General features: G+C 31.9%; 24 protein-coding genes. 11 read left to right on the top strand and 13 right to left on the bottom strand.

Annotated features, from left to right (window positions below; all coding sequences use genetic code 11):
• Positions 1-7: 7 nt before the first annotated feature.
• Positions 8-805 carry a TrmH family RNA methyltransferase gene (locus IFB02_RS01220; RefSeq protein WP_106689196.1) on the bottom strand — a complete coding sequence of 266 codons (798 nt, stop codon included), beginning with the start codon at positions 803-805 and terminating at the stop codon, positions 8-10.
• A gap of 78 nt (positions 806-883) precedes the next feature.
• On the opposite strand from IFB02_RS01220, the gene IFB02_RS01215 reads away from it, so the two are divergent.
• Positions 884-1690, top strand: coding sequence for a DUF6503 family protein (locus IFB02_RS01215; protein ID WP_106689195.1), 807 nt, complete (start codon positions 884-886; stop codon positions 1688-1690).
• Positions 1691-1720: 30 nt separating this feature from the next.
• Here IFB02_RS01215 and IFB02_RS01210 read toward each other — a convergent pair whose 3' ends face one another.
• The 3 genes from IFB02_RS01210 to IFB02_RS01200 all read right to left on the bottom strand — a co-directional run bounded on the left by IFB02_RS01210 (position 1721) and on the right by IFB02_RS01200 (position 7177).
• Entirely contained in the window at positions 1721-3016 is a 1296-nt protein-coding gene (locus IFB02_RS01210; protein WP_106689194.1) for an amidohydrolase family protein, read from the bottom strand.
• A gap of 29 nt (positions 3017-3045) precedes the next feature.
• Complete coding sequence (locus tag IFB02_RS01205; protein ID WP_191072943.1) at positions 3046-6027, bottom strand: amidohydrolase family protein; 2982 nt, start codon at positions 6025-6027, stop codon at positions 3046-3048.
• A gap of 82 nt (positions 6028-6109) precedes the next feature.
• On the bottom strand, positions 6110-7177 hold the full coding sequence (locus IFB02_RS01200) for a DUF3810 domain-containing protein (protein ID WP_191072942.1): 1068 nt from the start codon (positions 7175-7177) through the stop codon (positions 6110-6112).
• A gap of 284 nt (positions 7178-7461) precedes the next feature.
• Here IFB02_RS01200 and IFB02_RS01195 point away from each other — a divergent pair, with 284 nt between their 5' ends.
• A complete protein-coding gene (locus IFB02_RS01195) occupies positions 7462-8922 on the top strand; it encodes an aminoacyl-histidine dipeptidase (protein WP_106689191.1) in 1461 nt (486 codons plus the stop codon).
• Between the two features lie 416 nt (positions 8923-9338).
• Here IFB02_RS01195 and IFB02_RS01190 read toward each other — a convergent pair whose 3' ends face one another.
• The 5 genes from IFB02_RS01190 to IFB02_RS01170 form a co-directional block, all read right to left on the bottom strand.
• Complete coding sequence (locus IFB02_RS01190; RefSeq protein WP_106689190.1) at positions 9339-9962, bottom strand: hypothetical protein; 624 nt, start codon at positions 9960-9962, stop codon at positions 9339-9341.
• A complete protein-coding gene (locus IFB02_RS01185) occupies positions 9959-10864 on the bottom strand; it encodes a hypothetical protein (protein WP_106689189.1) in 906 nt (301 codons plus the stop codon). The genes IFB02_RS01190 and IFB02_RS01185 overlap by 4 nt, the downstream gene beginning before the upstream one ends.
• Positions 10865-11053: 189 nt before the next feature.
• Positions 11054-12241 carry a peptidylprolyl isomerase gene (locus tag IFB02_RS01180; protein ID WP_106689188.1) on the bottom strand — a complete coding sequence of 396 codons (1188 nt, stop codon included), beginning with the start codon at positions 12239-12241 and terminating at the stop codon, positions 11054-11056.
• A gap of 37 nt (positions 12242-12278) precedes the next feature.
• A complete protein-coding gene (gene gldI, locus IFB02_RS01175) occupies positions 12279-12821 on the bottom strand; it encodes a gliding motility-associated peptidyl-prolyl isomerase GldI (RefSeq protein WP_106689187.1) in 543 nt (180 codons plus the stop codon).
• Positions 12811-13830, bottom strand: a complete 1020-nt coding sequence (locus IFB02_RS01170; protein WP_106689186.1) for a DHH family phosphoesterase — start codon at positions 13828-13830, stop codon at positions 12811-12813. Before IFB02_RS01170 ends, gldI begins: the two co-directional genes overlap by 11 nt.
• 135 nt (positions 13831-13965) lie before the next feature.
• Here IFB02_RS01170 and IFB02_RS01165 point away from each other — a divergent pair, with 135 nt between their 5' ends.
• Positions 13966-14385 carry a nucleoside-diphosphate kinase gene (locus tag IFB02_RS01165; protein WP_106689185.1) on the top strand — a complete coding sequence of 140 codons (420 nt, stop codon included), beginning with the start codon at positions 13966-13968 and terminating at the stop codon, positions 14383-14385.
• Positions 14386-14476: 91 nt separating this feature from the next.
• Positions 14477-17014: a M4 family metallopeptidase gene (locus tag IFB02_RS01160; protein ID WP_106689184.1), complete on the top strand. Its 2538-nt coding sequence runs from the start codon at positions 14477-14479 to the stop codon at positions 17012-17014.
• Between the two features lie 85 nt (positions 17015-17099).
• Here the strand turns inward: IFB02_RS01160 and IFB02_RS01155 are convergent, their stop codons facing one another.
• From IFB02_RS01155 to recF, 4 genes are all read right to left on the bottom strand, one after another.
• Positions 17100-17291: a cold-shock protein gene (locus IFB02_RS01155; protein WP_106689183.1), complete on the bottom strand. Its 192-nt coding sequence runs from the start codon at positions 17289-17291 to the stop codon at positions 17100-17102.
• Positions 17292-17401: 110 nt separating this feature from the next.
• Positions 17402-17698 (bottom strand): DUF721 domain-containing protein, encoded by a 297-nt coding sequence (locus tag IFB02_RS01150; protein WP_191072941.1) that lies wholly within the window; start codon positions 17696-17698, stop codon positions 17402-17404.
• Positions 17698-18123, bottom strand: a complete 426-nt coding sequence (locus tag IFB02_RS01145) for a lipocalin family protein (RefSeq protein ID WP_191072940.1) — start codon at positions 18121-18123, stop codon at positions 17698-17700. Before IFB02_RS01145 ends, IFB02_RS01150 begins: the two co-directional genes overlap by 1 nt.
• Complete coding sequence (gene recF, locus IFB02_RS01140) at positions 18123-19202, bottom strand: DNA replication/repair protein RecF (protein ID WP_191072939.1); 1080 nt, start codon at positions 19200-19202, stop codon at positions 18123-18125. Before recF ends, IFB02_RS01145 begins: the two co-directional genes overlap by 1 nt.
• A 134-nt stretch (positions 19203-19336) precedes the next feature.
• Here recF and IFB02_RS01135 point away from each other — a divergent pair, with 134 nt between their 5' ends.
• The 7 genes from IFB02_RS01135 (at position 19337) to IFB02_RS01105 (ending at position 24816) form a co-directional block, all read left to right on the top strand.
• Positions 19337-20116 (top strand): tetratricopeptide repeat protein, encoded by a 780-nt coding sequence (locus IFB02_RS01135; protein WP_191072938.1) that lies wholly within the window; start codon positions 19337-19339, stop codon positions 20114-20116.
• A 6-nt stretch (positions 20117-20122) separates the two neighbouring features.
• On the top strand, positions 20123-20602 hold the full coding sequence (gene ribH, locus IFB02_RS01130) for a 6,7-dimethyl-8-ribityllumazine synthase (protein ID WP_191072937.1): 480 nt from the start codon (positions 20123-20125) through the stop codon (positions 20600-20602).
• Between the two features lie 222 nt (positions 20603-20824).
• On the top strand, positions 20825-21043 hold the full coding sequence (locus IFB02_RS01125) for a hypothetical protein (RefSeq protein WP_191072936.1): 219 nt from the start codon (positions 20825-20827) through the stop codon (positions 21041-21043).
• 2 nt (positions 21044-21045) lie between these two features.
• Positions 21046-21327 (top strand): riboflavin synthase subunit beta, encoded by a 282-nt coding sequence (locus IFB02_RS01120; protein ID WP_191072935.1) that lies wholly within the window; start codon positions 21046-21048, stop codon positions 21325-21327.
• Positions 21328-21330: 3 nt separating this feature from the next.
• Positions 21331-23202, top strand: coding sequence for a DNA mismatch repair endonuclease MutL (gene mutL, locus IFB02_RS01115; protein ID WP_191072934.1), 1872 nt, complete (start codon positions 21331-21333; stop codon positions 23200-23202).
• Between the two features lie 3 nt (positions 23203-23205).
• Positions 23206-23958: a rhomboid family intramembrane serine protease gene (locus tag IFB02_RS01110; RefSeq protein WP_191072933.1), complete on the top strand. Its 753-nt coding sequence runs from the start codon at positions 23206-23208 to the stop codon at positions 23956-23958.
• The gene (locus IFB02_RS01105) at positions 23959-24816 is read left to right on the top strand and encodes a rhomboid family intramembrane serine protease (RefSeq protein WP_191072932.1); all 858 of its coding nucleotides are present in this window, start codon (positions 23959-23961) and stop codon (positions 24814-24816) included.
• Positions 24817-24829: the final 13 nt, after the last annotated feature.

Below are 24829 nucleotides of genomic sequence, written 5' to 3'. Positions count from 1 at the left end.
TAGTATTTTAAATAAAATCTCTTTGTCTTTTAGCTTCAAAAACTAAAATTCCTGCAGCAACAGATACATTCATAGAGTCAATTTTTCCACTCATTGGGATAATGATGTTTTGTGTTGAAGCATCGCGCCAAGCTTGGCTTAAACCATCTGCTTCTGTACCAACAACAATAGCGCTAGCTTTAGTAAAATCTTGTTGATGGTAATACTCTGCGTCTTGTAAAATAGCACTGTAAATATTGATGTTATTCGACTTTAAAAATGCGATAATATCTTCTGTGCTACCAGTCGCAATGGTATTAGTAAATACGCAACCAACACTAGATCTAATGATGTTTGGATTATACAAATCGGTTTTTGGATTTGCTAAAATAAAAGCATCTACGTTTGCAGCATCTGCGGTACGTAACAACGCACCAATATTTCCAGGTTTTTCTGGTGCTTCTGCAATTAAAATTAATGGATTTTCACTATTTAATTTCAAGTTCTCTAATTGATGCAATTTACTTTTTGCAATCGCTATAATGCCTTCAGTGGTATCTCTATGCGCTATTTTTTGATAAACGTCTTTAGAGATTTCAATAATTTGAGTAGAATCGTTTAGCTTAGGTAAACTGTCTTCTGGACAAATTTCTGGAAAAAACAAAAGGGTTTCTATGTCGTAATCTCCTTGTAGTGTTAATTGTATTTCGCGTAAACCTTCAACAACAAAAAGCCCAGATTTACGGCGTTCTCTAGATTTTTCTTTCAATAAAACAATTTGTTTTATTAGCTGGTTTTGTGTGCTAGAAATTTGTTTGTAAGTCATAACACAAAAGTAATTTAAAAAATGTAAGTATTGTAACAATAAACCGACCTACTGTAAATTAAAACTAAAACCTTAAACATGAAACAAACCTTCTCATTACTTACCCTTGCTATCTTTCTTTTAAATTGTAAAAATGAAACCAAAAAAGAGATAGAAGTTATCACCGATTATAAAAACGAAAAACTGGACGTAACAACCTCAATTTATCCAGAAACACTTACTAAAATTTTTGATGCGCATGGCGGAATAGATCTTTGGAACCAAATGAAATCCTTAGAATTTACAATGTCAAAACCTAACGGAAATGAAGTAACCTTAACTAATTTAAAAACTAGAGAAGCATTAATTACACATCCTGATTTTACATTAGGTCATGATGGCTCTCAAACTTGGTTTGTGAATAATACAGATGGTGAGTATAAAGGTTACGACCCAAAATATTACTATAATTTGATGTTTTATTTTTATGCAATGCCTTTTGTATTTGGAGATGACGGAATTAATATTAGCGATGCAGAACCTTTAACTTTTGAAGGTGAAACGTATCCTGGTATTAAATTTACTTACGAAAGTGGAGTAGGAGAAACACCAGAAGACCAATATATTGTGTATTATAATCCAGAAACTTACGTAATGGAATGGTTAGGATATACCGTAAACTTTATTCCTAATATAGATACTAAAGAATTACACTTTAGAAAATATAGCAAATGGCAAAATGTAAATGGTATTTTGTTACCTGCAGAAATGGTACGTTATAAATACAAAAATAATTTGCCAACAGAACCAATGGGAACAACAGAATTTATAGACGTTAAATTAACAAAACAAGCGGTTCCTAAAACAACTTTTAAAGCACCAGAAAATGCTACAATTGTAGAATAAAAAAAAGCGAGCTAAATGCTCGCTTTTTTATTATTGATTTTTATATTTTTCAGAGTAGCGTTTGGCTAATTCTGTTTGATGTGTTTCAAGACTTATGTCTCTACCTTGTATAAAGGCTTTTGTAAGTTTGTTGGTGCGCATATCTAAAGCATCACCTTCACTAATAAATAAGGTTGCATCTTTACCAACTTCTAAAGATCCAACAGTATCATCAACTCCTAAAATCTTTGCTGTGTTAAAGGTAATTAAACTTAAAGCTTGTTCTTTAGTTAATCCGTAAGCAACTGTTGTACCTGCTAAAAATGGTAAATTTCTGGTGTTCATACGTTCCATATCACCTGCATTTTCTAAACCAACTAAAACGCCAGCATTAACTAATTCTGTAGCTAATTTAAATGGTAAATCGTAATCATCATCTGTATTGTTTGGTAACGAATGTACGCGTTGTAATAATACAGGAATATTATTTTCTTTTAATAAATCGGTTACTTTATTAGCTTCGTATCCACCAACAATTACCATGTTTTTTATGTTTTGCGCTTTCGCGAAAATGATAGCATCGGTAATTCCTTTTTCTTTATCAACATGAACATATAAAGTTTTAGAACCATCTGTTAACCCATTTAAAGCTTCAAACGGTAAGTTTTTTGGATTTTTGTCACTAGTTTGATAGGCATTGTTTTGAGAGAAAAACTGAACTAACTCTTCAACTTCTTTAGAGTAGTTTTTGTTTTCTTTTAAAATTCTAGGTTCACCTAACCACCAACGTCCACGCGAATACGCACTTGGCCAATTTAAATGGATTCCATCATCTTCTTTTATAATCGCATCTTCCCAATTCCAAGCATCTAGTTGTACAATACTAGATGTTCCAGAAATACGTCCGCCACGAGGCGTAATTTGCGCCATTAAAATACCGTTTGGACGCATAGATTCTACAACTTTAGATTCGGTGTTGTAAGCAATGATGCTTCGTACATGCGGATTCATAGCTCCGATTTCGTCTTCATCATCACTAGCTCTTACAGCATCTACTTCTACTAAACCTAAAGTAGAATTAGGAGCAATAAAACCAGGATAAACATGTTTGCCTTTAGCGTCAATAATTTCACCTTGTCTGGCTATTTTCATCATGGCGCTTCCAACAAAAGTGATTTTTCCGTTATCAAACATGATTAAAGCATTTTTAATCACATTTCCGTTACCCATATGTAAAGTAGCACCTTCAATAGAGTATGCATTACTTTGTTTTGGTGCTGGAGTTTGTTGCGCTAGACCAGAAAAACTCACCAAAAGTGTTAATAATAATATATTTAGTTTTTTCATTGTTGTATTTAATTAAATGACACAGTTGATTAAAGTTGATGTTCTACCGAATCGCAGTGTAATTGTTCTTTTTCTTTTTTCTCGATTGGCTTCGTTTTTAACCCTTTGTTTTTTGCTTGAAGCATTAGGTTAGTAAGCTCAGATTTTTGAGTTTTTAAAGCATTTCGCATTGCTTTATCTTTTTCAATATCAAAATATACTGTACCATCTATTATTGTTTTTTCTGCTTTAGCATAAATAGATAAAGGATGATCAGACCATAAAACTACATCGGCATCTTTACCTACTTTAATACTTCCAACACGATCATCGATATGTAATAATTTTGCTGGATTTAAAGTAACAAACTTCCAAGCGTCTTCTTCGCTAATATCTCCGTATTTTACACTTTTTGCAGCTTCTTGATTTAAACGTCTAGACATTTCGGCATCATCACTATTTATGGCAACGGTTACACCAGCATTGTGCATAATTGGTGCATTAAAAGGAATGGCATCGTTAACCTCATATTTATATGCCCACCAATCGCTAAATGTAGATCCGCCAACACCATGTTTTACCATTTTGTCTGCTACTTTGTAACCTTCTAAAATATGTGTGAATGTATTGATGCTAAAGTTGAATTGTTCTGCAACCTTCATTAGCATATTAATTTCACTTTGAACGTAAGAGTGACAAGAAATAAAACGTTCTTTATTTAAAATTTCGGCAAGCGTTTCTAATTCTATGTCTTTTCTGTAAGGTTTACCGCTTTTCTTTAATGCATCATATTCTTTTGCTCTTTGGAAATAATCTACATACACTTGTTCTACACCCATTCTTGTTTGCGGAAAACGGTTTTTAGAATAGTCGCCCCAATTACTTTGCTTTACGTTTTCACCTAAAGCAAACTTGATAAATTTTGGCGAGTTTGTGTAAATTAAATTTTCTGGAGTTTCTCCCCATTTTAATTTAATAATTGCCGAACGACCACCAATTGGATTTGCAGATCCATGTAATATTTGTATTGAAGTGACGCCGCCAGAAAGGTTACGGTAAATATTAATATCTTCTGCATCTATAACATCTTCAATAGTTACTTCTGCTGTACTGTTTTGTCCAGCTTCATTAACACTTTCTGTAGCTATGTGAGAATGTTCGTCGATAATTCCAGAAGTTAAATGTTTTCCTGTTGCATCTACAACTGTAGCATTACCAGCACTAAGATTTTTACCAATTTTAGAAATTTTTCCGTTTTTAATTAAAACGTCTGTTTGCTCTAAAATACCATCTGCTTCATTAGTCCAAACTGTTGCGTTTTTAAATAAAATAGTTTCTTGTTGAGGTAAACTTTCGTAACCAAATGCTGTGTTTGGATAAGTTACAGGATAGATATTAGGTTGTTCAGTCTTATTATTCTTATCCTTTTCTTTTTTATCATTAGTAGCGTCTTCTTTTTTAGATGCTATAAATGTTGTTTCCTTTCCGTTTGGTAAGTAAGCTTTACCAGAAAATTTATTAGTGTTTTTAACATGAGACATTAATCTAATAAACTCTTGCTTAGTGGTATCTTTTGTCGTTAAGGTTAGTTGTAACCAATCGTCTTTAAACGCTATTGAAGATCCAAACTCGTTGTCTTCTGTTTTAATTTTAGACTTAAGTTTTTCAATCTCTCCATTAATTGTTAATTGGTAATCTGTATTATCGATTTGTAAAGTATAATCACCGCGTAAGTCTTTAGTGTTCATCGGGTTAATTTCGTCTTTAATACCAGTTACCCAATTTTGATAAAGTACAGTGTTATCTTCAAAAATATCACCAGAAGTGATTAAAAAGTTAGCGTAAGCTCCAGATTTTAAATGTCCTAATTGTGTTGATTTACCTAAGATTTGCGCCGGAATAGTAGTTAAAGCTTCTAACGCTTTGGTTTTATCTAAACCATATTCTATAGCTTTTTTTAGATTAGAAAGTAAATCCTTTTCTTCTTTTAAATCGTGTGTCGTAAACGCAAAAGAGATATTGTGTTCTGCTAGTATTTTAGGGTTTGCAGGAGATTGATTCCAAGCTTTTAAATCTGCTAAACTAACTGAACTTGCCATTAATGGATCTTCCATATCATAAGCATCTGGAAAATTTACTGGAACAATAAGTTGTGCGTTAGTTGCTTTTATATCTGTAATCCATTCGTACTCATCGCCGCCAGCAACAAAAATATATTGCGTGTTAAATTGATCGCCAATTTTATCAAAGCGTAAAATGTTTTCTTTACTAGAAGCATTAAGAATTTGAATTTGATTTCTATTTGCATTAAACGCTTCTAAAGCAAGATCTTTTTCTTTAATGTTACCTTTAGCATACCAATCTGCATCAAGATTTACTTGTCTTAATAATGCCATAGTACCCATTAAAGATGTTGGATACATTTGTCGAGACGTTTTACTTTTTGATGTGCTGTAAAACTGACCTAATTTTTTATCCAAAAGTCTAGTGGCATTACTACCTTCAGACGCTAATGTTACTAATACGCCTGTACCTTGGATTATACCATCGTCTATATGAGAGTTTACAACACCAAAACCAGCTTTTCTAAGTTTTTCAGCTTTATTGTTATCAAACTGAAAAAAGTCTATAGCGTTTTGATCAGGTCTAATATGATCATTCCAATAATACCCTTCGCGACTAGCATCGTATTGTGGCGATCGTCTATCGCTTGAAGCATTTTCTACTGGTTTCATCCCAAAATCGCTATACGTTTCTATAAACGAAGGATAAATTGTTTTACCGCTAACATCTATTGTAATTGCGTTTTTTGGGATAGTAATATTACTACCGCTAGAAACAACCTTACCGTCTTTAATAAGTAACGTACCGTTATTAATAATTTGGCTTGGAGTAATGTAAATTTTAGCATTTGTAAATGCTGTGTAATTGGATGTGTTAGTTTTAACACCATCATTTTTAGGAAAATATTCTTGTGCAATAATCCATTGACTACACAATAATAAACCTAAAAAGGCTAGAGTTTTTTTCATAGAAAAGTTAGTTTAAGTCAATAATGCATTAAAGATAAACTATGCATGTTGTTAGTCAAAATGAAGTGTAAAATTTAACTTTTTAGAATGACTTTTTATCCAAATAGTTAACCAGTAAAGCAACAACATAACTGTAGCTTTCCATGCCTTTAGCTTGGTTATTTGCTTTTAGATAAGTCGTATAAGTACTTTTAAAAAATATCTCAGAAGGATTTTTATAGCCATTCCAAAAGTCTTGTACTTCTTGGTAGTTTTTTAAAATTCCAATGTTAATAGTTTCAACTAACTTATAATACGTATCAGGATTTCGTTTGTAAATTTCATTTAAACAATGTCTAAGCCCAAAGGTGTAACCACAATATTTAAAATAAATATCAGGATTATTTACAGATGCTAAAAAGCCCATAAAATTAGCTTCGTTTTCTAAAGCATAACCCAATTGATGTGCAATTTCGTGTGCAGAAGTCGTTGGGAATTTATACTCCGGAATTAAATAATCTACCTGCGCTTCGTTAGTTAGCGGATTCAAATATCCGCTAAAACCCATATACGTTAGCGGTAAACTAAAAATAGAGGTTTTTAAACTTTTTGGATGGTATTCCAAATGCGGAAACTCTTTTTCCAGCGCTTTATAACCATTAGGAGTTTGTTTTAAAATTTCGGTTTTAGTGTAAGGTAAAACAACTTTTACAGTGTCGTTTTTAGCAAGTTGCAACTGTAAACTGTTGGATTTTTCAATAAGTTTTTTGGTGACCGAAAGTAGTTGTTCTGTGGTGTAATTATCTTCTAAATTTAAGTTTTTGTGTAAAGGATTTCGGTAATAATTAAATCCCCAAAGTAAATGAAACGCAAAATACACAACACCTATAACAGCGCCAACATCTAACAACCATTTCACGGTATCTTTATAAATGCGTTTTCTATTTAAAACTAACCATCTAAGTATTAAAATCAAGCCAACGCCATAAACAAAATCACCAAAACTAAACGGTAACCAACCCAAAATATATCTAAAACATTTAGATAAAAATGGGTATAAACCATCGCTGTAATAACGGTCTACAAATTCAGGAAAACGTTTGGCAAGTTGCACCAAAATGTAGGTAGGTACAATTAATCCCGTTAAAATTAATTTGGTGTGTTTTCGCATAGACTTCAAAAATAACTAAAATTAGGACCAATCGTTCAGGTTTTTTTAAAAGGTTAGTTCCTGCTGTCCGTTATATCTTTTTATCGTGCCTCAAAAAAGGATACCACTTCCATCAGGAGTAGCGACTAAGGTTAGTGATTATTTAAAAGGTTTCTTTTTTGTCATTCAGAGTTGTCACATTGAGCGCAGTCGAAATGAAAGCGAAGAATCTCATAATTTCAACTTAAAAAAGTAATTAATCCATAGTGCATTTTGTACTTTTGTGTTTCAATAAAAATAAAAATATGAGTCAAGACGTAAGAGCCTTAGAGCCTAAAGCATTATGGAATAAATTTGCCGATTTAAACGCTGTACCAAGACCTTCTAAAAAAGAAGAACGCGTTATAAAATTTATGAAAGATTTTGGAGCTAAGCTAGGTTTAGAAACTATAGAAGACGAAGTAGGAAACGTAATTATCAAAAAGCCAGCAACAGCAGGAATGGAAGATCGCGTAACCATTGTAATGCAATCGCATTTAGATATGGTACATCAAAAAAATGGCGATATCGTTTTTGATTTTGATACGCAAGGTATTGAGATGTATGTAGATGGTGATTGGGTAAAAGCAAAAGGAACAACACTTGGTGCAGATAACGGTTTAGGTGTTGCTACCATTATGGCTATTTTAGAAAGTACAGATATACCACATCCAGCAATAGAAGCTTTATTTACCATTGATGAAGAAACCGGAATGACTGGCGCAATGGGATTAAAAGGCGGATTATTAACTGGTGATATTTTATTGAATTTAGACACCGAAGAAGATGACGAAATTGGTGTTGGTTGTGCTGGTGGAGTAGATGTAACTGCAAGACGTACTTATGAAGAAGAAGAAACACCAGAATTTAAAATCGGTTATCAAGTTGAGGTAAAAGGATTACAAGGCGGACATTCAGGAATGCAAATACACGAAGGTTTAGGTAACGCCAATAAAATTATGAACCGTGTGTTATTTGACGGTTTTGAAAACTTTGGTTTACGTATCTCTCAAATAGAAGGCGGAAGTTTACGTAACGCTATACCACGCGAGAGCAAAGCAATTGTCGCAATAGATGCGATACACGAAGACGCTTTTTTAGCCGAAATGAAAGAGCAAGCCAATACCATAAAAAAGGAACTTAAAACCATGGAGCCAGATTTAGAGATTTTAGTCACTAAAACTGAAACACCAGAAAAAATTATGGATTTAGGTGTGCAAGAAGGTGTAACTAGAGCTATTTATGCGGCTTTAAATGGCGTGTACCGTATGAGTGCAGATATTCCAGAATTAGTAGAAACCTCTAATAATATTGCACGAGTAACTATAAAAGATGGCGAGATAGAAATTGCGTGTTTAACACGAAGCTCTGTAGAGAGTTCTAAACTAGATTTAGCCAATACCTTACGAGCTACGTTTGAATTAACAGGTTGCGAAGTAGAGTTTTCTGGAGATTATCCAGGTTGGACACCAAATATGGATGCATCAATCTTAAAAGTGGTTACCAATGTTTACGAGCGTTTAAATAACGAAAAGCCACACGTTGCAGCTTGCCATGCAGGATTAGAATGTGGTATTTTAGGACAAAATTATCCAGATATGGAAATGATTAGTTTTGGACCAAATATTAAAGGTGCACATAGCCCAGACGAGCGTGCACAAATTAGCTCTGCACAAAAGTATTGGAAGTTTGTGTTAGAAATTTTAAAAGACATCCCAAAGAAATAGGGAAGTAGAAAATATTCAATAAAAAAAGCCCAGTTTTGCTGGGCTTTTTTTATTCTGTTTAATTTCCACTGTGTATAGCGTAGTGAGGCGCACCTCACGTAGAGCTATAATTACGCCTTATTTGTTATACACGCTGATGTGTGTAGTTTCGTGATGAGCTCTCGTAGACTCGATAAATATACGATTAAAAAGTCGAGGTACAATTAACAGTGGACGATGGTATGTAATTAGTAGAAAGGAAGCGTTTGGAAAACGCGATTCTATGTGCTTAGGCAATTACATACCATCGGTCTTGGCTAAGGGTAGTTGCGAGGGTTGGCACGGACTTTTGCAAATAAGCAACCTCCTGAAAATTCCGCAGTAATTTTCAGGATAAGCCTGTAACAGCAATTGTTTATAGCCATTGTTGCCTCCAGTTATTTTATTTCAATCAAGTTATATTCTTCGACTTTTTTCTTTAGTGCAGGACATATTGGTTTGTTCATTACTCTCTCTTTAATTCCCATTTGATTTAAAACTAAAATCTCTGCCAAATCACCTGCTACGTAAGAGGCATCGCAAACATTAGCATCTCTTGTTTGTTTACCATTTGGATGGACTTGACAGAACGAATGTACTCTTTCGTGAATAAGCGTATTTAAAATTGAATATTCGTCTCTTTTAAGTTTCCATTTATTCAGCTTTGTAGTCTCAACACATTGAGTTGTAACAGCGGTTGTGGAAGAAAAGGGATTGAATTTTCGCCATAAAAAAACTGAATTTTCATCGTAAACTCCTTTTGATTCGTACTTTTCTATAAGCCAATGAGTGTACGACTTATATTCAGCTATATCTTCTTTAATAAAATTTGTTCTTCCTTCACTCCAATCAATATCATTTGTTGCCTCTAATTCAAGTATAATTTTTTTGAACAAAGGATTTTTAATGACTTCATCCTGTAAGTTGATAGCCTTTTTTACAGTTTCGTTTTTTATTCCTTTGGTAACAGAACAACCAAAGAATAGACCAGAAATAATTATGAATAAAAATACTCTTTTCATTTTTTAAACTGTATGTTATCGATAAAGTTAATCTCATCTTCATTTGGTAACAGTAATTTTTCAACAAATTCTGTTTTGACGTCTGAATTGAATATATCAATTCCTTTTATTTCGGAATTTCTCAAAGTGAGAAAATTATCAATATCAGTCGTGGCAATTTGAGATTTTGCTAAACTAACTGTTGGTTGTTTCAAAATATCTGTCTTATTTGGTATAGGAATTCTTTGATACGAAAGTCCAAATCTCATATCTAATGAGTAGTCCTCCGTGCTTGTATAAAGATTCCCATTAACACTTAATCCATAAGCTCCACCTTTAGCTTTGACTTCAAACTTTTTATATTTCTTTCTGATTATGTTTTTCTGAACCATTCCGGTTACCACGAGTAAGTGGCATATTTCAGGGTCATTAATGATATTGTCATTTTGTTGTATCCATATTCTCATACCGGATAAATAACTCGGGTCTTGAATATTTAATAGACCAACAGCTTGGTCATATACGATGACACTAAAAAGGGATTCGTTATCGAGTTTTGAGTTTAAGAAACTTAAAAACGCAACTTCTGTGCTCAACTTTTTGTCAACAATGAAAGATTTTGTTTTTAACGGTTGCTTGATTTTAGAATTTTCGTTGACCGTTACACCTGGAATAGGGAAAGCCGAAAATTCGGCGTATCCATTATTCACGTCTTTATCACATTTACCATTTTTACTTCTGACTTCTATCACTCGTCCCAGTAGAGAATAAGGGTCGCCAATAAATGAGTCATCTTCAATAAATATTTGATTCCTCTTGATTTGAAGTAATTTATTAGCCTCTGCGATTGCTGGTGGTGTTTCAGTTTTTGCAACTGTTTCGTTCATTACTTCATTGATGTGTTTTGTTGATTTTTGTCCCATTTTGTTTTTGTTTTAGAGTTGGTTTTAATTGGTGGCAATGTAAAGATAAATCGAGTTTTCAATTCATGCTATCTATTGTTAATCACGAAGTTAGCGTTTTTAAGTAAGAAAATCAATACGTAGGTTTACGTATATTTATAAAAAAAACCACCTAAAAAAGGTGGTTTTGTAATCTTTAAAAGCGATATGTTATTCTATACCTACTAACTCTAAATCAAAAACAAGATTAGTATTTGGCGGTATACGTGGTCTACGACCGCTTGGTCCGTAACCTAAATAACTTGGTACAAATATTCTTGCTTTATCGCCAACATTCATTTTTAACATTGCTTCTCTAAAACCTGGAACTAGAGTTGCAGACTCGTTGTATATCATAGCAAATGGTTTGTAAGCGCCATTTTTTTCTGCATTTTCATTGTATTGGTTAAATTTTTTGGCAACATCTACTTGTGTTGTATAAAATAAATCACCGTTTACAAAATAACCTGTACTGTGTATTAATACTTTTTCGGTGTTTTTTGGTGTTTTACCGTTTTTCGCCTTGTTTAAAATCATAACTAATCCTGTAGGAGATTCTATAAGTTCTCCTTCAAGATCTTTATTTTCGGTTTTAAATACCTCGGCTGCTTTTTTAGCTTCTTCTTTAACACGACTTTCAGCTTCGGTTTTTAAAGCATCAAATTTTTCGCTTAGTAAAGGTTCTTCTGTAGTAAATACTTTTACAACGTCAAAAGCTTTTGCATCTGCACCTTTTCTAATAATATTAACTTGGTTAATAATTACATCTTCTAAAGGTTTATTGCCTGTTCCAACTTTTACGTTAGAGATACTGTCTTGCACTTCGATACCTTTAACTAATTCACCAAAAACGCCATGACAGCTAACTCTTGGTTGATCGCAAGCTTTTACATTTCCGTTGGCGTCAAACGCGTCAAGACTAGGGTAAGGTACTTCGGTTATAAAAAATTGTGTTCCGTTAGTTGCTAATCCGCCGGAATTAGCCATAGATAAAATACCAGGTTTGTTGTGTCTTAAGTCCTTGTAAAATTCGCTATGAAATCTGTAACCAGCGCTTCCACGACCAGTTCCTGTTGGATCGCCACCTTGTATCATAAATTTATCCATTACTCTATGAAAAGTAATACCGTTGTAAAAAGGTTTTCCTTTTAAAGAGTCTGGTAATTGTGGATGTGTTCCTTCTGCTAATCCTACAAAATTAGCAACTGTAACTGGTACTTTGTCGTAAAAAAGTTGAGCAACCATTGTGCCTTTTGTTGTAACAATCTCGGCATATAGTCCATCTTGTAAGTCTGGATATTTATCCTGACATGAAGTAGCCGAAAGGCTTGCTATTAAAGCAATAAAAAGTAATTTCATGTGTGATTTAATTAGATTCATTATACTATTATAGGTTTTAATTTTGGGTGATTTTATTTATAGTGACTTCACAAATTATTGGTGTGTTTATACCTATTTTATGTTCGTCTCCGTAATAGCCATAAGCTTTTTGTGAAGGGAAAAGAAATGTTGCTGTTTCGCCTTCTTTTAATAGTTTTAACCCTTCTCTTAAGCCAGTAAAAATTTCTTCTTGATCCATAGCGTAATTTTGGGTTTTTATTTCTTTTTTAGAATAAATGGTGTCGTTATTTAAATGCCTAACATCATAATTGAAGTTTACGATATCTCCAAAATTAGGTGTAGTTAAGCTATCGCTTTCAACTTTTGTATTGTAATAATACCAAAATCCATTTCCTGAATTAATATATTCTTTGTCTGGGTTTTTGGCTATAATGTTTTCGATTTTTTTAATTTGTTCTTGGTTTAACACCTTATTTCTAGCAACAGACTCGTCTATAAAACTACCTGTACTAACAGTAATAGGTTTTCTAGCTTCTGGACTTTTGCAGCTTGCAAAAGCAATAGTAAATATTATATAAAAGATATGATTAAACTTCATGTAAAGCAGCTTTGTATTGCGGTAATATACTAATAAATTTTTCTACGGTTTCAGAGATATTTAAATCACTTTTTCCGCCAGCAGCATTTGTATGTCCGCCACCATTAAAATGGTGTCTAGACATTAAATTTACAGAAAAATCACCTTTAGACCTCAAGGAAATTTTTATAATTCCTTGTTGTAAATCTTCTATAAATATAGCAGCTAATACTACGTTTTCTAGAGATAGTGCATAATTAACAAATCCTTCTGTATCGCCTTTTTTGTAATCAAAATTTTGAAGTTCGGCTTGAGTTAAAGTTATATACGCTGCTCTAAATTCTGGTAAGATTTTTAAGTTACTTAATGCGCAACCAAGTAATTGTAGGCGATTATAACTGTTTGTATCGTAAACTTGATTATGAATATAGGTGTTGTCTGCACCTTTATCAATTAAATTTGCAATGACTTGATGCGTACGACTAGTTGTTGAGTTAAATCTAAACGAGCCAGTATCTGTCATGATACCTAAATAAATAGCAGTTGCGATATTACTGTCTATTAAATTACAATCATCAAGCATTTCTATAAAATTATAAATCATCTCGCAGGTAGAACTCATACTAACATCGCTGTAGGTATATTTAGCATATCCATCTGGTTGTTGGTGATGATCTATCATTATTTTTAAAGCAGAGCTAGTGTTTAATATTTGTTCCATATCACCAGCACGATGAAACGCATTAAAATCTAATGTAAAAATTATATCGGCTTGCTTGATGGCTTTAGAACTTTGATCATTTTGAAGATCAAATTTTAAAATTAAATCTTCACCAGGAACCCATTTTAAAAAACTAGGATAATCATTTGGAGTTACAACGGTTACTAAATGATTGAGCTTAGTTAAATAATGAAACAGTGCTAAACTAGAGCCAATAGCATCTCCATCAGGGTTTTTATGAGTAACAATTACAATCTTTTTTGATGAAGATAGTAACGCTTTTATGTCTTTAATATCATGATTTGTCATAGCGTACGAATATACAATTTTTTAATAATTGAAATTGTTGTTTTTCTTAATAAATCCCTTACTTTTGCACAAAATTAACACGCAGGTTATTGCTGGTTAGATTTTTACAAATTTGAAAATAAACTAAATATTAAAATGGCAACTAATAGAACATTTACAATGCTTAAGCCTGATGCTGTAGAAAAAGGACACATTGGCGCAATCTTAGAAAAAATTAATGCTTCAGGATTTAGAATCGTAGCAATGAAGTTAACTCAAATGACAAAGCAAGATGCTGAAACATTTTATGCTATACACAAAGAAAGACCATTCTTTGGAGAGTTAGTAGAGTATATGACTCGTGGTCCTATCGTTGCTGCTATTTTAGAAAAAGATAATGCAGTAGAAGATTTTAGAACTTTAATTGGTGCTACTAATCCTGCAGAAGCTGCAGAAGGAACAATTCGTAAAATGTACGCTGCTTCTATAGGTGAGAATGCTGTTCATGGAAGTGACAGTGATGATAATGCAGCTATCGAAGGTGCATTTCATTTTTCTGGAAGAGAAATGTTTTAATTAGATAAAAAATTAAACATATTAACATAAAAGCCTGAGAAATTCTCAGGCTTTTATGTTATCTTGCTTTCCCAAATTTACACACCTAAAAATGAAAACAAGATTACTACTATTACTTTTTATTGTAAGTAATGCAATTTATGCGCAAACAAACAATAATACTTTAAAAAAGTTCATAGATGCGACCAATGCTTCTGTAACTTTAAACACCACTAACAACACACCAGAATTTATTATTTTTCCTTTTGATCAACCATTGGTGGTTAATGGAAATTCTGTTAAAGAAAAATCTCAGAATTTTATTAATTTAAATGCAGATCTTTTAGGGATACATCCTAATAATTTAATACTTAAAGAGACTAGAGTAGATAATTATGGAATGCAACATGTTATTTTTGATCAACTTCATAACGGAGTAAAAGTTTTTGATGGACAGTTAAGGTTTCATTTTAATTCAGATCAAAAAGTTACATCGATAAACGGGACATTAATTAGCGGGTTAAAAGTAAACTCTCAACCTCAAATTACAGCAAGTCAGGCTTCAGGAATGGCTTTACAGTATGTTTCAAATCAAAATTTAAGCTCGTCTAATGTCCCATTAATGGTTATTAAAACCAATTTATATGTTTTTCAAAAAGGATTAATAGAAAACAAAAATTTTGGCGATTACTTAGTTTATGAAGTTGAAGTTAGAAATAATAACGATGTAAGAGAATATTTATTTATAGATGCTTTTACTGGTGAAATTGTTCAACAGTTCACAGGTATGGCTCATATTAATAGACAAGTATACGAGAATAATACATTTAATTTTGTTTGGCAAGAAGGAGATGCGTTTCCAGGATCTCTAACTAATTGGCAACAAAATGAGGTTGTAGCATCAGAAGATGTTTACAATTTTTTTGAAAACGCATTTGGATACGTTTCTTATGACAACCAAGATGCAACTATGGTAACAATTAATAATAATCCAAATATATCTTGTCCCAACGCTAACTGGAATGGTGTATCCGCTAATTATTGCGATGGTACAGCAGCAGATGATGTGATTGCTCATGAATGGGGACATGCTTATACCGAGTATACAAGTGGATTAATTTATTATTACCAATCTGGTGCATTAAATGAATCTTTCTCTGATGTATGGGGAGAAACAGTAGATTTATTAAATAATTATGAGGATTTTGGTGAAGACTTATCCATTAGAACAGGTATTTCTTGTACACCTTCTTTAAGATGGAAAGTAGGAGAAGATGCAACAGCTTTTGGAGGAGCAATTAGAGATATGTATAATCCACCTTGTAATAATGATCCAGGAAGAGTTGGAGCAAACAACTATTGGTGTAGTCCAGGTGATTCTGGAGGAGTACATATAAACTCTGGTATTCCTAATCATGCGTATGCTCTATTAGTAGATGGTGGTAGTTATAATGGATATATAGTTACGGGAATAGGGTTTACAAAAGCAGCGCATATCTTTTGGAGAGCTCAAAGTCAATATTTAACACCAACATCAGATTTTTCTGTTTTTGCAGATGCATTAGAAGCTTCAGCTAATGATTTATTAGGTATTAATTTAACAGGGTTATCTACAGATGCACCAGTTGGTCCATCTGGAGAGATTATAACAGCAGCAGATATTACGCAGTTAAATAATGCATTATTAGCAGTAGAATTAAGAATGAATCCTGATCAATGTGGATTTACACCTTTGCTTTCTGAAACAACTACTTTATGTAACAATGCTACATCTGGAGCGCTTTATACTCAAGATTGGGAAAATGGTTTAGATGGATGGACTGTAAGTAATGTTCCTTCAAACCCTTCATCTTGGGAACCAAGAGATTGGGTTTTAGAACCAAATTTACCAAAAAGTAGACCAGGTACAGGTGTATTTGGAGCAGATCCTATAATTGGGGATTGTGGCGCTGATTTAGAAAATGGTATTTTAAGATTAGAAAGTCCAGTTATTAATTTACCATCAGGTGTAGCTGGAGATTTTGAATTAGCTTTTAATCATAATGTCTCTACTGAGTTTCAATGGGATGGAACAAATGTAAAGTATAGTAAAAATGGAGGCGTTTGGAAAATTGTACCTGCATCTGCTTTTACAACCAATGCTTATAATGATGTTATAAATCCTGCTTCTTCAGGTAACGATAACCCTCTTCAGGGACAAGCAGCTTTTACAGGTTATGATGAAGGTGGTTTAACTGGAAGTTGGGTAACAAGTGTTGTAAACTTTGCTAATATGAACGTTAATGCAGGTGATAGTATTCAATTACGTTTTGAAGTAGGAACAGATGGTTGTAATGGTACAGTTGGTTGGTACTTAGATGAAATTTATGTGTACAATTGTTCTGTAGATTTACTTAGTGTACAAAATTTTGAAACATTAGATAAATCTATAAGAATTTATCCTAATCCTTCAAATGGGATATTTAATATTCAAAATAATGGAAATATTAATCTTACTAGTATTGAAGTTATTGATATTAATGGAAGAGTTATTAAATCTAATACATCAACGTTTAATCAAGTAGATTTAAATGACGTTTCTAACGGAATATATTTTGTTAAGCTAAAATCAAACTCCACTACAATTACTAAAAAAGTAATTAAGAATTAAAAAGATTTAACCTTATAAACTAAAAAAGCCTTTCTAAATAGAAAGGCTTTTTTTGTAATGATTTAAATAAAATAAATATATAGAATTAAATTACTTTTACATTTACTGCGTTCAAACCTTTACGTCCTTCTTGTAGATCATATTCTACATTGTCTCCTTCTCTTACTTCATCAATAAGTCCAGAGATGTGTACGAAATGGTCTGTGTTAGATCCTTCTTCGGTAATAAAACCAAATCCTTTAGAATCGTTAAAAAATTTTACTTTGCCTTGAGCCATTGTAATAAAAAAAAATGTTAATAATAGCTCAAAGATAGAATTAATAATGTTAAGTAAAGATTATTTTTAAAATTTTTCAATAAAATTATATTTATGATGAAATTTTTTAATTATCTCAATACTATTTTATTAACTATTTCTTTTCCTATCTCTTCATTTAATAATTCTATAATTTTTTGTTTGCCATAGCTTAGTTCTTCTCTTAAAGCGCTAGAACTTAGTTGTACATAAAGTGTGTCGTTTTTTAACTCTATAGCAGTTGTGTAATTATTTATACCATTACCCATTAATTTTGCCCAGGCATTTCTAACTTGTACTTTATCTAAACCTTTTTCAAGATTATTTTCGTTTACAAAATCTTTTAAAACGTCTTGTAAGTTTAGTATGTCGTTATTTCTTTTTGCCATTAATCTAATTTAATAGGTTGGTATCTTTTATATAAATATACGTCTTTATTGTCGTTTACTACCGTCATTTCCGATTTTGAAATAGATTGTATCGTTTCTTTCCAACTGTAATACGGTGTTTTGTAGTTTAATTCTAATCCGTTTTCTGATAAATTAAAAGTGAATTTTTCTTGAAAATTTGTAGTACTATAAGTACCATCAAATTTAGGTTTCATCTTTTTTCTAACGCCAACCGAATCGTTTAATATTTGAATATAATCTACAGTTTCGTTTATTTTATAAGATTTTTCTGTACCGTTATTTAAAGTCACATGCTTTATTTCCCAATATCCATTTAGATATTGCGTATAATCCTCCTTTTTTTTACTACAATTAAAGAATGTAATTAAGCTGATTAATAATAAAATATGTTTTAAATTTTGCATTATAATTTAAAAATTTTGTAAGATTGATGTACTTGTTTTACGGCAGCTTCTGTACGATCTGCATGTGTATCACTTATAAAAATTTGACCAAAATTTTCGTCGTCTACTAATTTTATAATTTGAGCAACACGGTTTTCGTCTAATTTATCAAAAATATCATCTAATAGCAATATAGGATTAGTTCCGCTTTGCGATTTTAAACAGTCAAATTGCGCTAACTTTAAAGCTATTAAAAATGATTTTTGTTGTCCTTGACTACCAAATTTTTTAATTGGATGGTCATCTATTGTAAAAATCAAATCGTCTTTATGTACGCCAACACTTGTATATTGTAGTGCTTTATCTTTATTAATATTTTGTTTTAAAAGCGTAATTAAATCATCTTTAAAAAGATTACTGTTGTATGTTAAATTAATATTTTCGGTAGTGTTACTAATGGCTTTATAGCGCGCTTTAAAAAGCGGTACAAATGTGTCTAGAAAAGCTTTTCTTATTTCAAAAATCTCTGTACCATATTGAGACAATTGCTCATTGTAAACATCTATAGTATCTTGATTGTAGGTATGATTTGCAGCAAAATATTTTAATAAAGAATTGCGTTGCGATAGCACCTTGTTGTAATTAATAAGGTAAGCTAAATAGCTTTTGTTACTTTGGCTAATAACACTATCTATAAATTTGCGTCTAGTATCACTACCTTCAATAATTAAGTCTCGATCTGCAGGAGATATTATAACTAACGGTAAAAAACCTATATGATCGCTAAATTTATCATATACCTTACTATTGCGTTTAATTACCTTTTTTTGCCCTTTTTTTAAACTAACAACAATATTTTCTATTTCATCATTTTTAAGATATTCGCCATTTAAAACAAAAAAATCTTCATCGTGTTTTATGTTTTGAGATGCTACCGGATTAAAATAACTTTTGCCAAACGATAAATGATAAATAGCATCTAGAACATTTGTTTTTCCTACACCATTGTTACCAACAAAGCAATTTATGGTTTGGTCAAACTCGAAAGTTTTAGAGTCAAAATTTTTATAGTTTAAAAGCGAAAGCGTTTTTAAAATCATAGAAAAAAAGAAGAATTTTGTGCGATAAATAAGGTTACTTCAAAAGGTTGTGCAAATTATTGAAAAATAACAAATAAATAGGCTTTTTTTTTAAGAAGAAAATTATATTTTTGTGCGCATTAATAAATCGAAGTATGGCAACTTACAAGAAAAGAGGATACAAACCAAAGACAAAAGTTGAAAAAGAAAAAGAGGAAGTTTTTGTAGAAGAAGAATCTACAACTGCTGAAGTATTTAACACTTTAGATGAATCTGCGAACAAAGCGGAAGAGTTTGTAGAAAAAAATCAAAAAAACATCTTTTTAGCAATTGGAGTAATTGCAGCATTAGTGTTAGGATATTTAGGATACCAACAATTTATCGTAAAGCCTAAACAAGCTACTGCAATGAATGACATGTATCAAGCAAAAAAATACTTTAACGATGCAGTTACTGCAACAGTTGGGCAAGACTCTTTATACAATCTAGCTTTAACTGGCGGCGAAGGAAAATTTGGATTAACAGATATAGCAGATAATTATAGCGGTACAGATGCTGGTAATTTAGCTAACTATTATGCAGGAATGGCTTACTTAAATTTAAAAAATTATGAGCAAGCAATAGCATATTTAGATAAATTTAAAAGTGAAGATGATGCTTTAGCTCCTATGGCTAAAGGTGCTATTGGAGATGCTTTTATGCAATTAAATCAAGAAGATCAAGCTTTAGATTACTATTTACAAGCTGCTAATCTTCGTCAAAACGAATTTACAACACCAACATTTTTATACAAAGCAGGTGTTACTGCATTAAACTCTGGTAATGCATCTAAAGCATTAGAATTATTTAATAAAATTAAAGACAATTACCCAAAATCACCAGAAGCTACTAATGCAGAAGTGTTTATAGGTAAAGCTCAAGCGATGTCAAAATAATTTATTATGGCAACAACAAATTTATCTGCATACGATAAAGCAACAATCCCAAACGGAAAGCAATTTCGGTTTGGGATTGTTGTTTCAGAATGGAATGACAACATCACAGAAGGACTTTTACAAGGCGCAAAAGACACGTTATTAGAACATGGTGTAAAACCAGAAAACATTGTAATTTGGCATGTACCTGGTAGTTATGAGTTAATCTACGGAAGCAAAAAAATGCAAGAACAAATGGTCAATGCAGTTATTGCAATTGGTAGTGTTATTCAAGGAGAAACCAAACATTTTGATTTTGTTTGCGATGCTGTAGCACAAGGTATTAAAGATCTTAATGTAATGCGCGAAACACCAGTTATATTCTGTGTGCTTACCGATAATACGATGCAGCAAGCAATAGACCGTTCTGGTGGTAAACATGGTAATAAAGGTGTGGAAGCTGCTGTAGCTGCCTTAAAAATGGCTCAATTAAGAAAAGAAGCTTAGATTCTAGTCTTAGCTTACAGTCTCAGTTTACAGTCACAGTTTATAGTTTGTAATAGTTTAGTTAATATTGCTAAAAGCTAAAAGCTAAAAGCTAAAAGCTAAAAGCTAAAAGCTAAAAGCTAAAAGCAACTATTCCTTTTTGTTAACAATTTTTAGCATTCTGTAGCCAGCAATCTCTTGTAAATTCAGTATTTTTGAAATTATAAGAAATACACTTCAATATTGTTTGGTCAAAGAAAAAATAAAACATTTGCATATAAAAAGCGTTATTCTAAAGAAGATAATCATGCAACTCAATTAAAAGAAAGTATGAAATCTAGTTGGAATGAGGCAAGACCTTCTTTGTCTAGCAGAAAGAATGGAAACACCTTATTTTTATTAATAGGGTTGTTAGTATTTATTGCTATCTTAATGTATTATTTAGACTCAAAAATAAAATAGTTATGGGACTTTTATCACGACGTAAAAATAAAAAGTTTAGTTACACACCAAGATATTACAAAGGTGAAGGTAGTCCTTATGAAATAAAGCACAAATTTGACGACTTTAGAACAACAGTTGGCGATAACAAAAACCTGAAACAAAAATTTAATAATGCTGTAGAAGAACTAAAGCATAATCCAGATGAAGCAGCAAATAGAAGAATTTTAATTATTGTTGCTGTCTTGGTATTTTTATTTTTATTAATTATTGGTTTTGACCTTTCAATTTTCTTCCCTAATTAAAATATGGCAGATATAATTCAATTATTACCAGATCATGTTGCTAATCAAATTGCAGCAGGAGAAGTTGTTCAACGTCCAGCATCTGTAGTAAAAGAACTTTTAGAAAATGCTATAGATGCAGATTCTACAAACATAAAATTAATAGTAAAAGACGCAGGTAAAACTCTAATACAAGTTATAGATAACGGTAAAGGAATGAGTCCTACCGATGCTAGATTAAGCTTTGAACGTCATGCTACTTCTAAAATTAGAAATGCCGAAGATCTTTTTCAATTAAACACTAAAGGGTTTCGTGGTGAAGCTTTAGCCAGTATTGCTGCGATTGCTCATGTAGAGTTAAAGACAAAACAAGATGGTAAAGAATTAGGAACTTGTATAGAAATTGAAGGTAGCGAAGTTAAACATCAAGACGTTGTTGTTACTCCTAAAGGTACATCTTTAGCAGTAAAAAACTTATTTTTTAATATACCTGCAAGACGAAACTTTTTAAAATCTAATGCGGTCGAGTTACGCCATGTAATAGACGAGTTTCATCGTGTAGCATTAGCGCATCCAAGCATTACATTTTCTATGTATCACAACGGAAGCGAAACATTTAATCTTCCAGAAAGCAATTACAGACAACGAATTGTTAATGTTTTTGGTGTAAAAACTAACGAAAAATTAGTACCAGTTGAAGAAGCTACAGAAGTGCTAACCATTTCTGGATTTGTTGGTAAACCAGAATTTGCGAAAAAGAGTCGTAACGAGCAGTTTTTCTTCGTTAACAACCGTTTTATTAAAAGCGCTTATTTAAATCATGCTATAAATTCAGCATTTGAAGGTTTACTTAAAGATGGTGCACAACCAAGTTATTTTTTAAACTTAACGGTAAATCCGCAAACTATAGATATTAATATTCACCCAACAAAAACCGAAATTAAATTTGATGACGAACATACTTTATATGCCATCTTAAGATCGGCTGTAAAACATAGTTTGGGCCAATTTAATATTGCACCAGTTTTAGATTTTGAACGTGATGCAAATCTAGATACGCCATACAATTACCAACAAAAAAACGCTCCAAGCGTAGAAGTAGATAGGACTTTTAATCCTTTTGAAGAAGAAGTAAAGCCAATTAACACAACATCAAGTAGTAATAGTTTTTCTGGCGCAAAAACATTTAAAAAAGAAAAAGTTGCAAATTGGGAAGGATTGTACGTTGGATTAGAGTCTAATACAAATGCAATCGAAACAGATTTTAGTGAAGTTACTTTTGAAAGTGAACCTGAAACGACTTCAATTTTTGATAATGACAAGGATGTAGAGCATAAGCAAACAACCTATCAATTAAACAATAAGTTTATAATAAGTACGATAAAATCTGGAATGTTAGTAATAGATCAACATAGAGCACATCAACGTGTATTGTATGAAGATTATTTAAAACACATAACTGTAAAAGAAGGAGTAAGCCAGCAGTTATTGTTTCCTTTAGAATTACATTTTTCTAAACAAGATATTGAAATTATACAGCAATTAAAAGAAGATTTAGAAGCAACAGGATTTGTTTTTACGCATATAAAAAATGAAATTGTAGTCATTACTGGTGTACCTGTTAATGTTCCAGAAAGTGAAGTGTCAATTATCTTAGAACAATTAATTAGTGATGTAGAAAACGAAGTGCCAGATACACACTTTTCGGCAGCAGATTTATTAGCAAAATCTATGGCTAAAAGTTTGGCAATTAAAACAGGACAATCGTTAACAAATACAGAGCAAGAACACTTAGTAAATAGGTTGTTTGCATGTAAAGAACCAAGTGTATCGCCGACCAATAAAACCACATTTATTACAATGACTGTGGATGAATTAGAAAAGAAATTTATGTAAGCTATGATGAGGATTTCAGAAACTGTAAAACATCTTATAATTATTAATGTAATTATGTTTATCGGAACCGTTACTGTTGGTGGCGGAGAAGCATTTTACAATTGGTTTGCATTACATTTTCCTGCAAATGAATCTTTCAAACCTTGGCAAATCGTAACCCATATGTTTATGCATGGTAATTTTATGCATTTACTATTCAATATGTTTGCTTTATGGATGTTTGGTTCTCCAGTAGAGTATCGTTTAGGAAGCAAAAAGTTTTTGTTTATTTACTTTTCTGCAGGATTAGGCGCAGTATTATTCCAACTTGCAGGATATTACTTTAATTATATTCCAGCTTATGAAGATTTAATAGCTTCTGGAGTTACTTCAGATCAATTCATGGAAATGATGAATACAGGTAGAGTTTATAATTCTGTCTCAGCAGACTTGATTCCTAGTTTACAATCTGCTTATAATGCTTACAACAGCACTATGGTTGGAGCATCTGGTTGTATAATGGGTATACTTGCAGCATTTGGGATGATGAATCCTAATGCCGAGCTAATGCTAATCTTTTTACCAATACCTATAAAAGCAAAGTATTTTATACCAGGAATAATAATATTAGATGTAATCTCTGCATTTACTGGTCAGTCGTTTTTTAGCCCAAGTAATACAGCTTATTTAGCGCATGTTGGTGGCGCAATTGTTGGTTTTATAATTATGTGGTATTGGAAAAAAAATCAATTTAATCAAAACCGTTGGGATAGATAAATGAGTCAATTAGATCAATTAAAATATAAATATGCTAGACTAAATGTGCTAGAAAAAATAATTGTCATTAATGTGATATTATTTTTTGTGGCATTACTTTTTAGAAAAGTTATTCCTGTATTTTTTAATTGGCTTAGATTACCAAGTGACTTTTTTGAGGTAATCTATAAACCTTGGACACTTCTTACTTATGGTTTTTTACATTACGACTTTATACACTTGCTATTTAATATGATTTGGTTGTATGCTTTAGGTCGTATTTTTATGAATTTATTTAATCCAAAAATGGCTTTAAATATCTATTTTTTAGGTATAATAGTTGGAGGATTAACCTTTTTATTTGGTTACAATGTTTTTCCTAAAATATTTAATTCTAATGCTTTTTTAATTGGCGCATCTGCTGGAGTAAGTGCGTTATTAATTTTTTTATGTACTTATATGCCAAATAAAGAGATTAGGTTTTTCACCTTTAATCTAAAACTTTGGTGGATTGGAGCAGTATTTATTGCTTTTGATGTATTAGGATTGTTTAGTGCAAATTCTGGTGGAAAATTAGCACATTTAGGTGGTGCATTTTTAGGTTTTATGTATGCTAAACAACTAGTAAAAGGTAATGATATAGGTTCTGGTTTTGGAAGTTTTATGGATAAAATTGTGGCTTTTTTTACACCAAAAGAAAAATCTAAATTAAAGACCGTACACAAGCGAAAAGGTAAAGTTGCAGGTTATGAGAAAAAAGAATTTGACCAATTTAACACACAAAAAAAGATAGACTCAATTCTAGATAAGATAAGTAAAAGTGGTTATGATAGCCTAACTAAAGAAGAAAAAGATTTTCTGTTTAGAGCAGGAAAATAGTAAGTTAGAATTT

It is taken from the genome of Mesoflavibacter profundi (genome assembly GCF_014764305.1).
GTDB lineage: Bacteria > Bacteroidota > Bacteroidia > Flavobacteriales > Flavobacteriaceae > Mesoflavibacter > Mesoflavibacter profundi.
Note: the sequence above shows the minus strand (reverse complement) of the source record. Positions and strands in the feature narration are given on the sequence as shown.

Bases quoted from the DNA above. Each gene is read 5' to 3' on its own strand.
- IFB02_RS01220 (WP_106689196.1), bottom strand. From the start codon at position 805: ATGACTTACAAACAAATTTCTAGCACACAAAACCAGCTAATAAAACAA.
- IFB02_RS01215 (WP_106689195.1), top strand. From the start codon at position 884: ATGAAACAAACCTTCTCATTACTTACCCTTGCTATCTTTCTTTTAAAT.
- IFB02_RS01210 (WP_106689194.1), bottom strand. From the start codon at position 3,016: ATGAAAAAACTAAATATATTATTATTAACACTTTTGGTGAGTTTTTCT.
- IFB02_RS01205 (WP_191072943.1), bottom strand. From the start codon at position 6,027: ATGAAAAAAACTCTAGCCTTTTTAGGTTTATTATTGTGTAGTCAATGG.
- IFB02_RS01200 (WP_191072942.1), bottom strand. From the start codon at position 7,177: ATGCGAAAACACACCAAATTAATTTTAACGGGATTAATTGTACCTACC.
- IFB02_RS01195 (WP_106689191.1), top strand. From the start codon at position 7,462: ATGAGTCAAGACGTAAGAGCCTTAGAGCCTAAAGCATTATGGAATAAA.
- IFB02_RS01190 (WP_106689190.1), bottom strand. From the start codon at position 9,962: ATGAAAAGAGTATTTTTATTCATAATTATTTCTGGTCTATTCTTTGGT.
- IFB02_RS01185 (WP_106689189.1), bottom strand. From the start codon at position 10,864: ATGGGACAAAAATCAACAAAACACATCAATGAAGTAATGAACGAAACA.
- IFB02_RS01180 (WP_106689188.1), bottom strand. From the start codon at position 12,241: ATGAAATTACTTTTTATTGCTTTAATAGCAAGCCTTTCGGCTACTTCA.
- gldI (WP_106689187.1), bottom strand. From the start codon at position 12,821: ATGAAGTTTAATCATATCTTTTATATAATATTTACTATTGCTTTTGCA.
- IFB02_RS01170 (WP_106689186.1), bottom strand. From the start codon at position 13,830: ATGACAAATCATGATATTAAAGACATAAAAGCGTTACTATCTTCATCA.
- IFB02_RS01165 (WP_106689185.1), top strand. From the start codon at position 13,966: ATGGCAACTAATAGAACATTTACAATGCTTAAGCCTGATGCTGTAGAA.
- IFB02_RS01160 (WP_106689184.1), top strand. From the start codon at position 14,477: ATGAAAACAAGATTACTACTATTACTTTTTATTGTAAGTAATGCAATT.
- IFB02_RS01155 (WP_106689183.1), bottom strand. From the start codon at position 17,291: ATGGCTCAAGGCAAAGTAAAATTTTTTAACGATTCTAAAGGATTTGGT.
- IFB02_RS01150 (WP_191072941.1), bottom strand. From the start codon at position 17,698: ATGGCAAAAAGAAATAACGACATACTAAACTTACAAGACGTTTTAAAA.
- IFB02_RS01145 (WP_191072940.1), bottom strand. From the start codon at position 18,123: ATGCAAAATTTAAAACATATTTTATTATTAATCAGCTTAATTACATTC.
- recF (WP_191072939.1), bottom strand. From the start codon at position 19,202: ATGATTTTAAAAACGCTTTCGCTTTTAAACTATAAAAATTTTGACTCT.
- IFB02_RS01135 (WP_191072938.1), top strand. From the start codon at position 19,337: ATGGCAACTTACAAGAAAAGAGGATACAAACCAAAGACAAAAGTTGAA.
- ribH (WP_191072937.1), top strand. From the start codon at position 20,123: ATGGCAACAACAAATTTATCTGCATACGATAAAGCAACAATCCCAAAC.
- IFB02_RS01120 (WP_191072935.1), top strand. From the start codon at position 21,046: ATGGGACTTTTATCACGACGTAAAAATAAAAAGTTTAGTTACACACCA.
- mutL (WP_191072934.1), top strand. From the start codon at position 21,331: ATGGCAGATATAATTCAATTATTACCAGATCATGTTGCTAATCAAATT.
- IFB02_RS01110 (WP_191072933.1), top strand. From the start codon at position 23,206: ATGATGAGGATTTCAGAAACTGTAAAACATCTTATAATTATTAATGTA.
- IFB02_RS01105 (WP_191072932.1), top strand. From the start codon at position 23,959: ATGAGTCAATTAGATCAATTAAAATATAAATATGCTAGACTAAATGTG.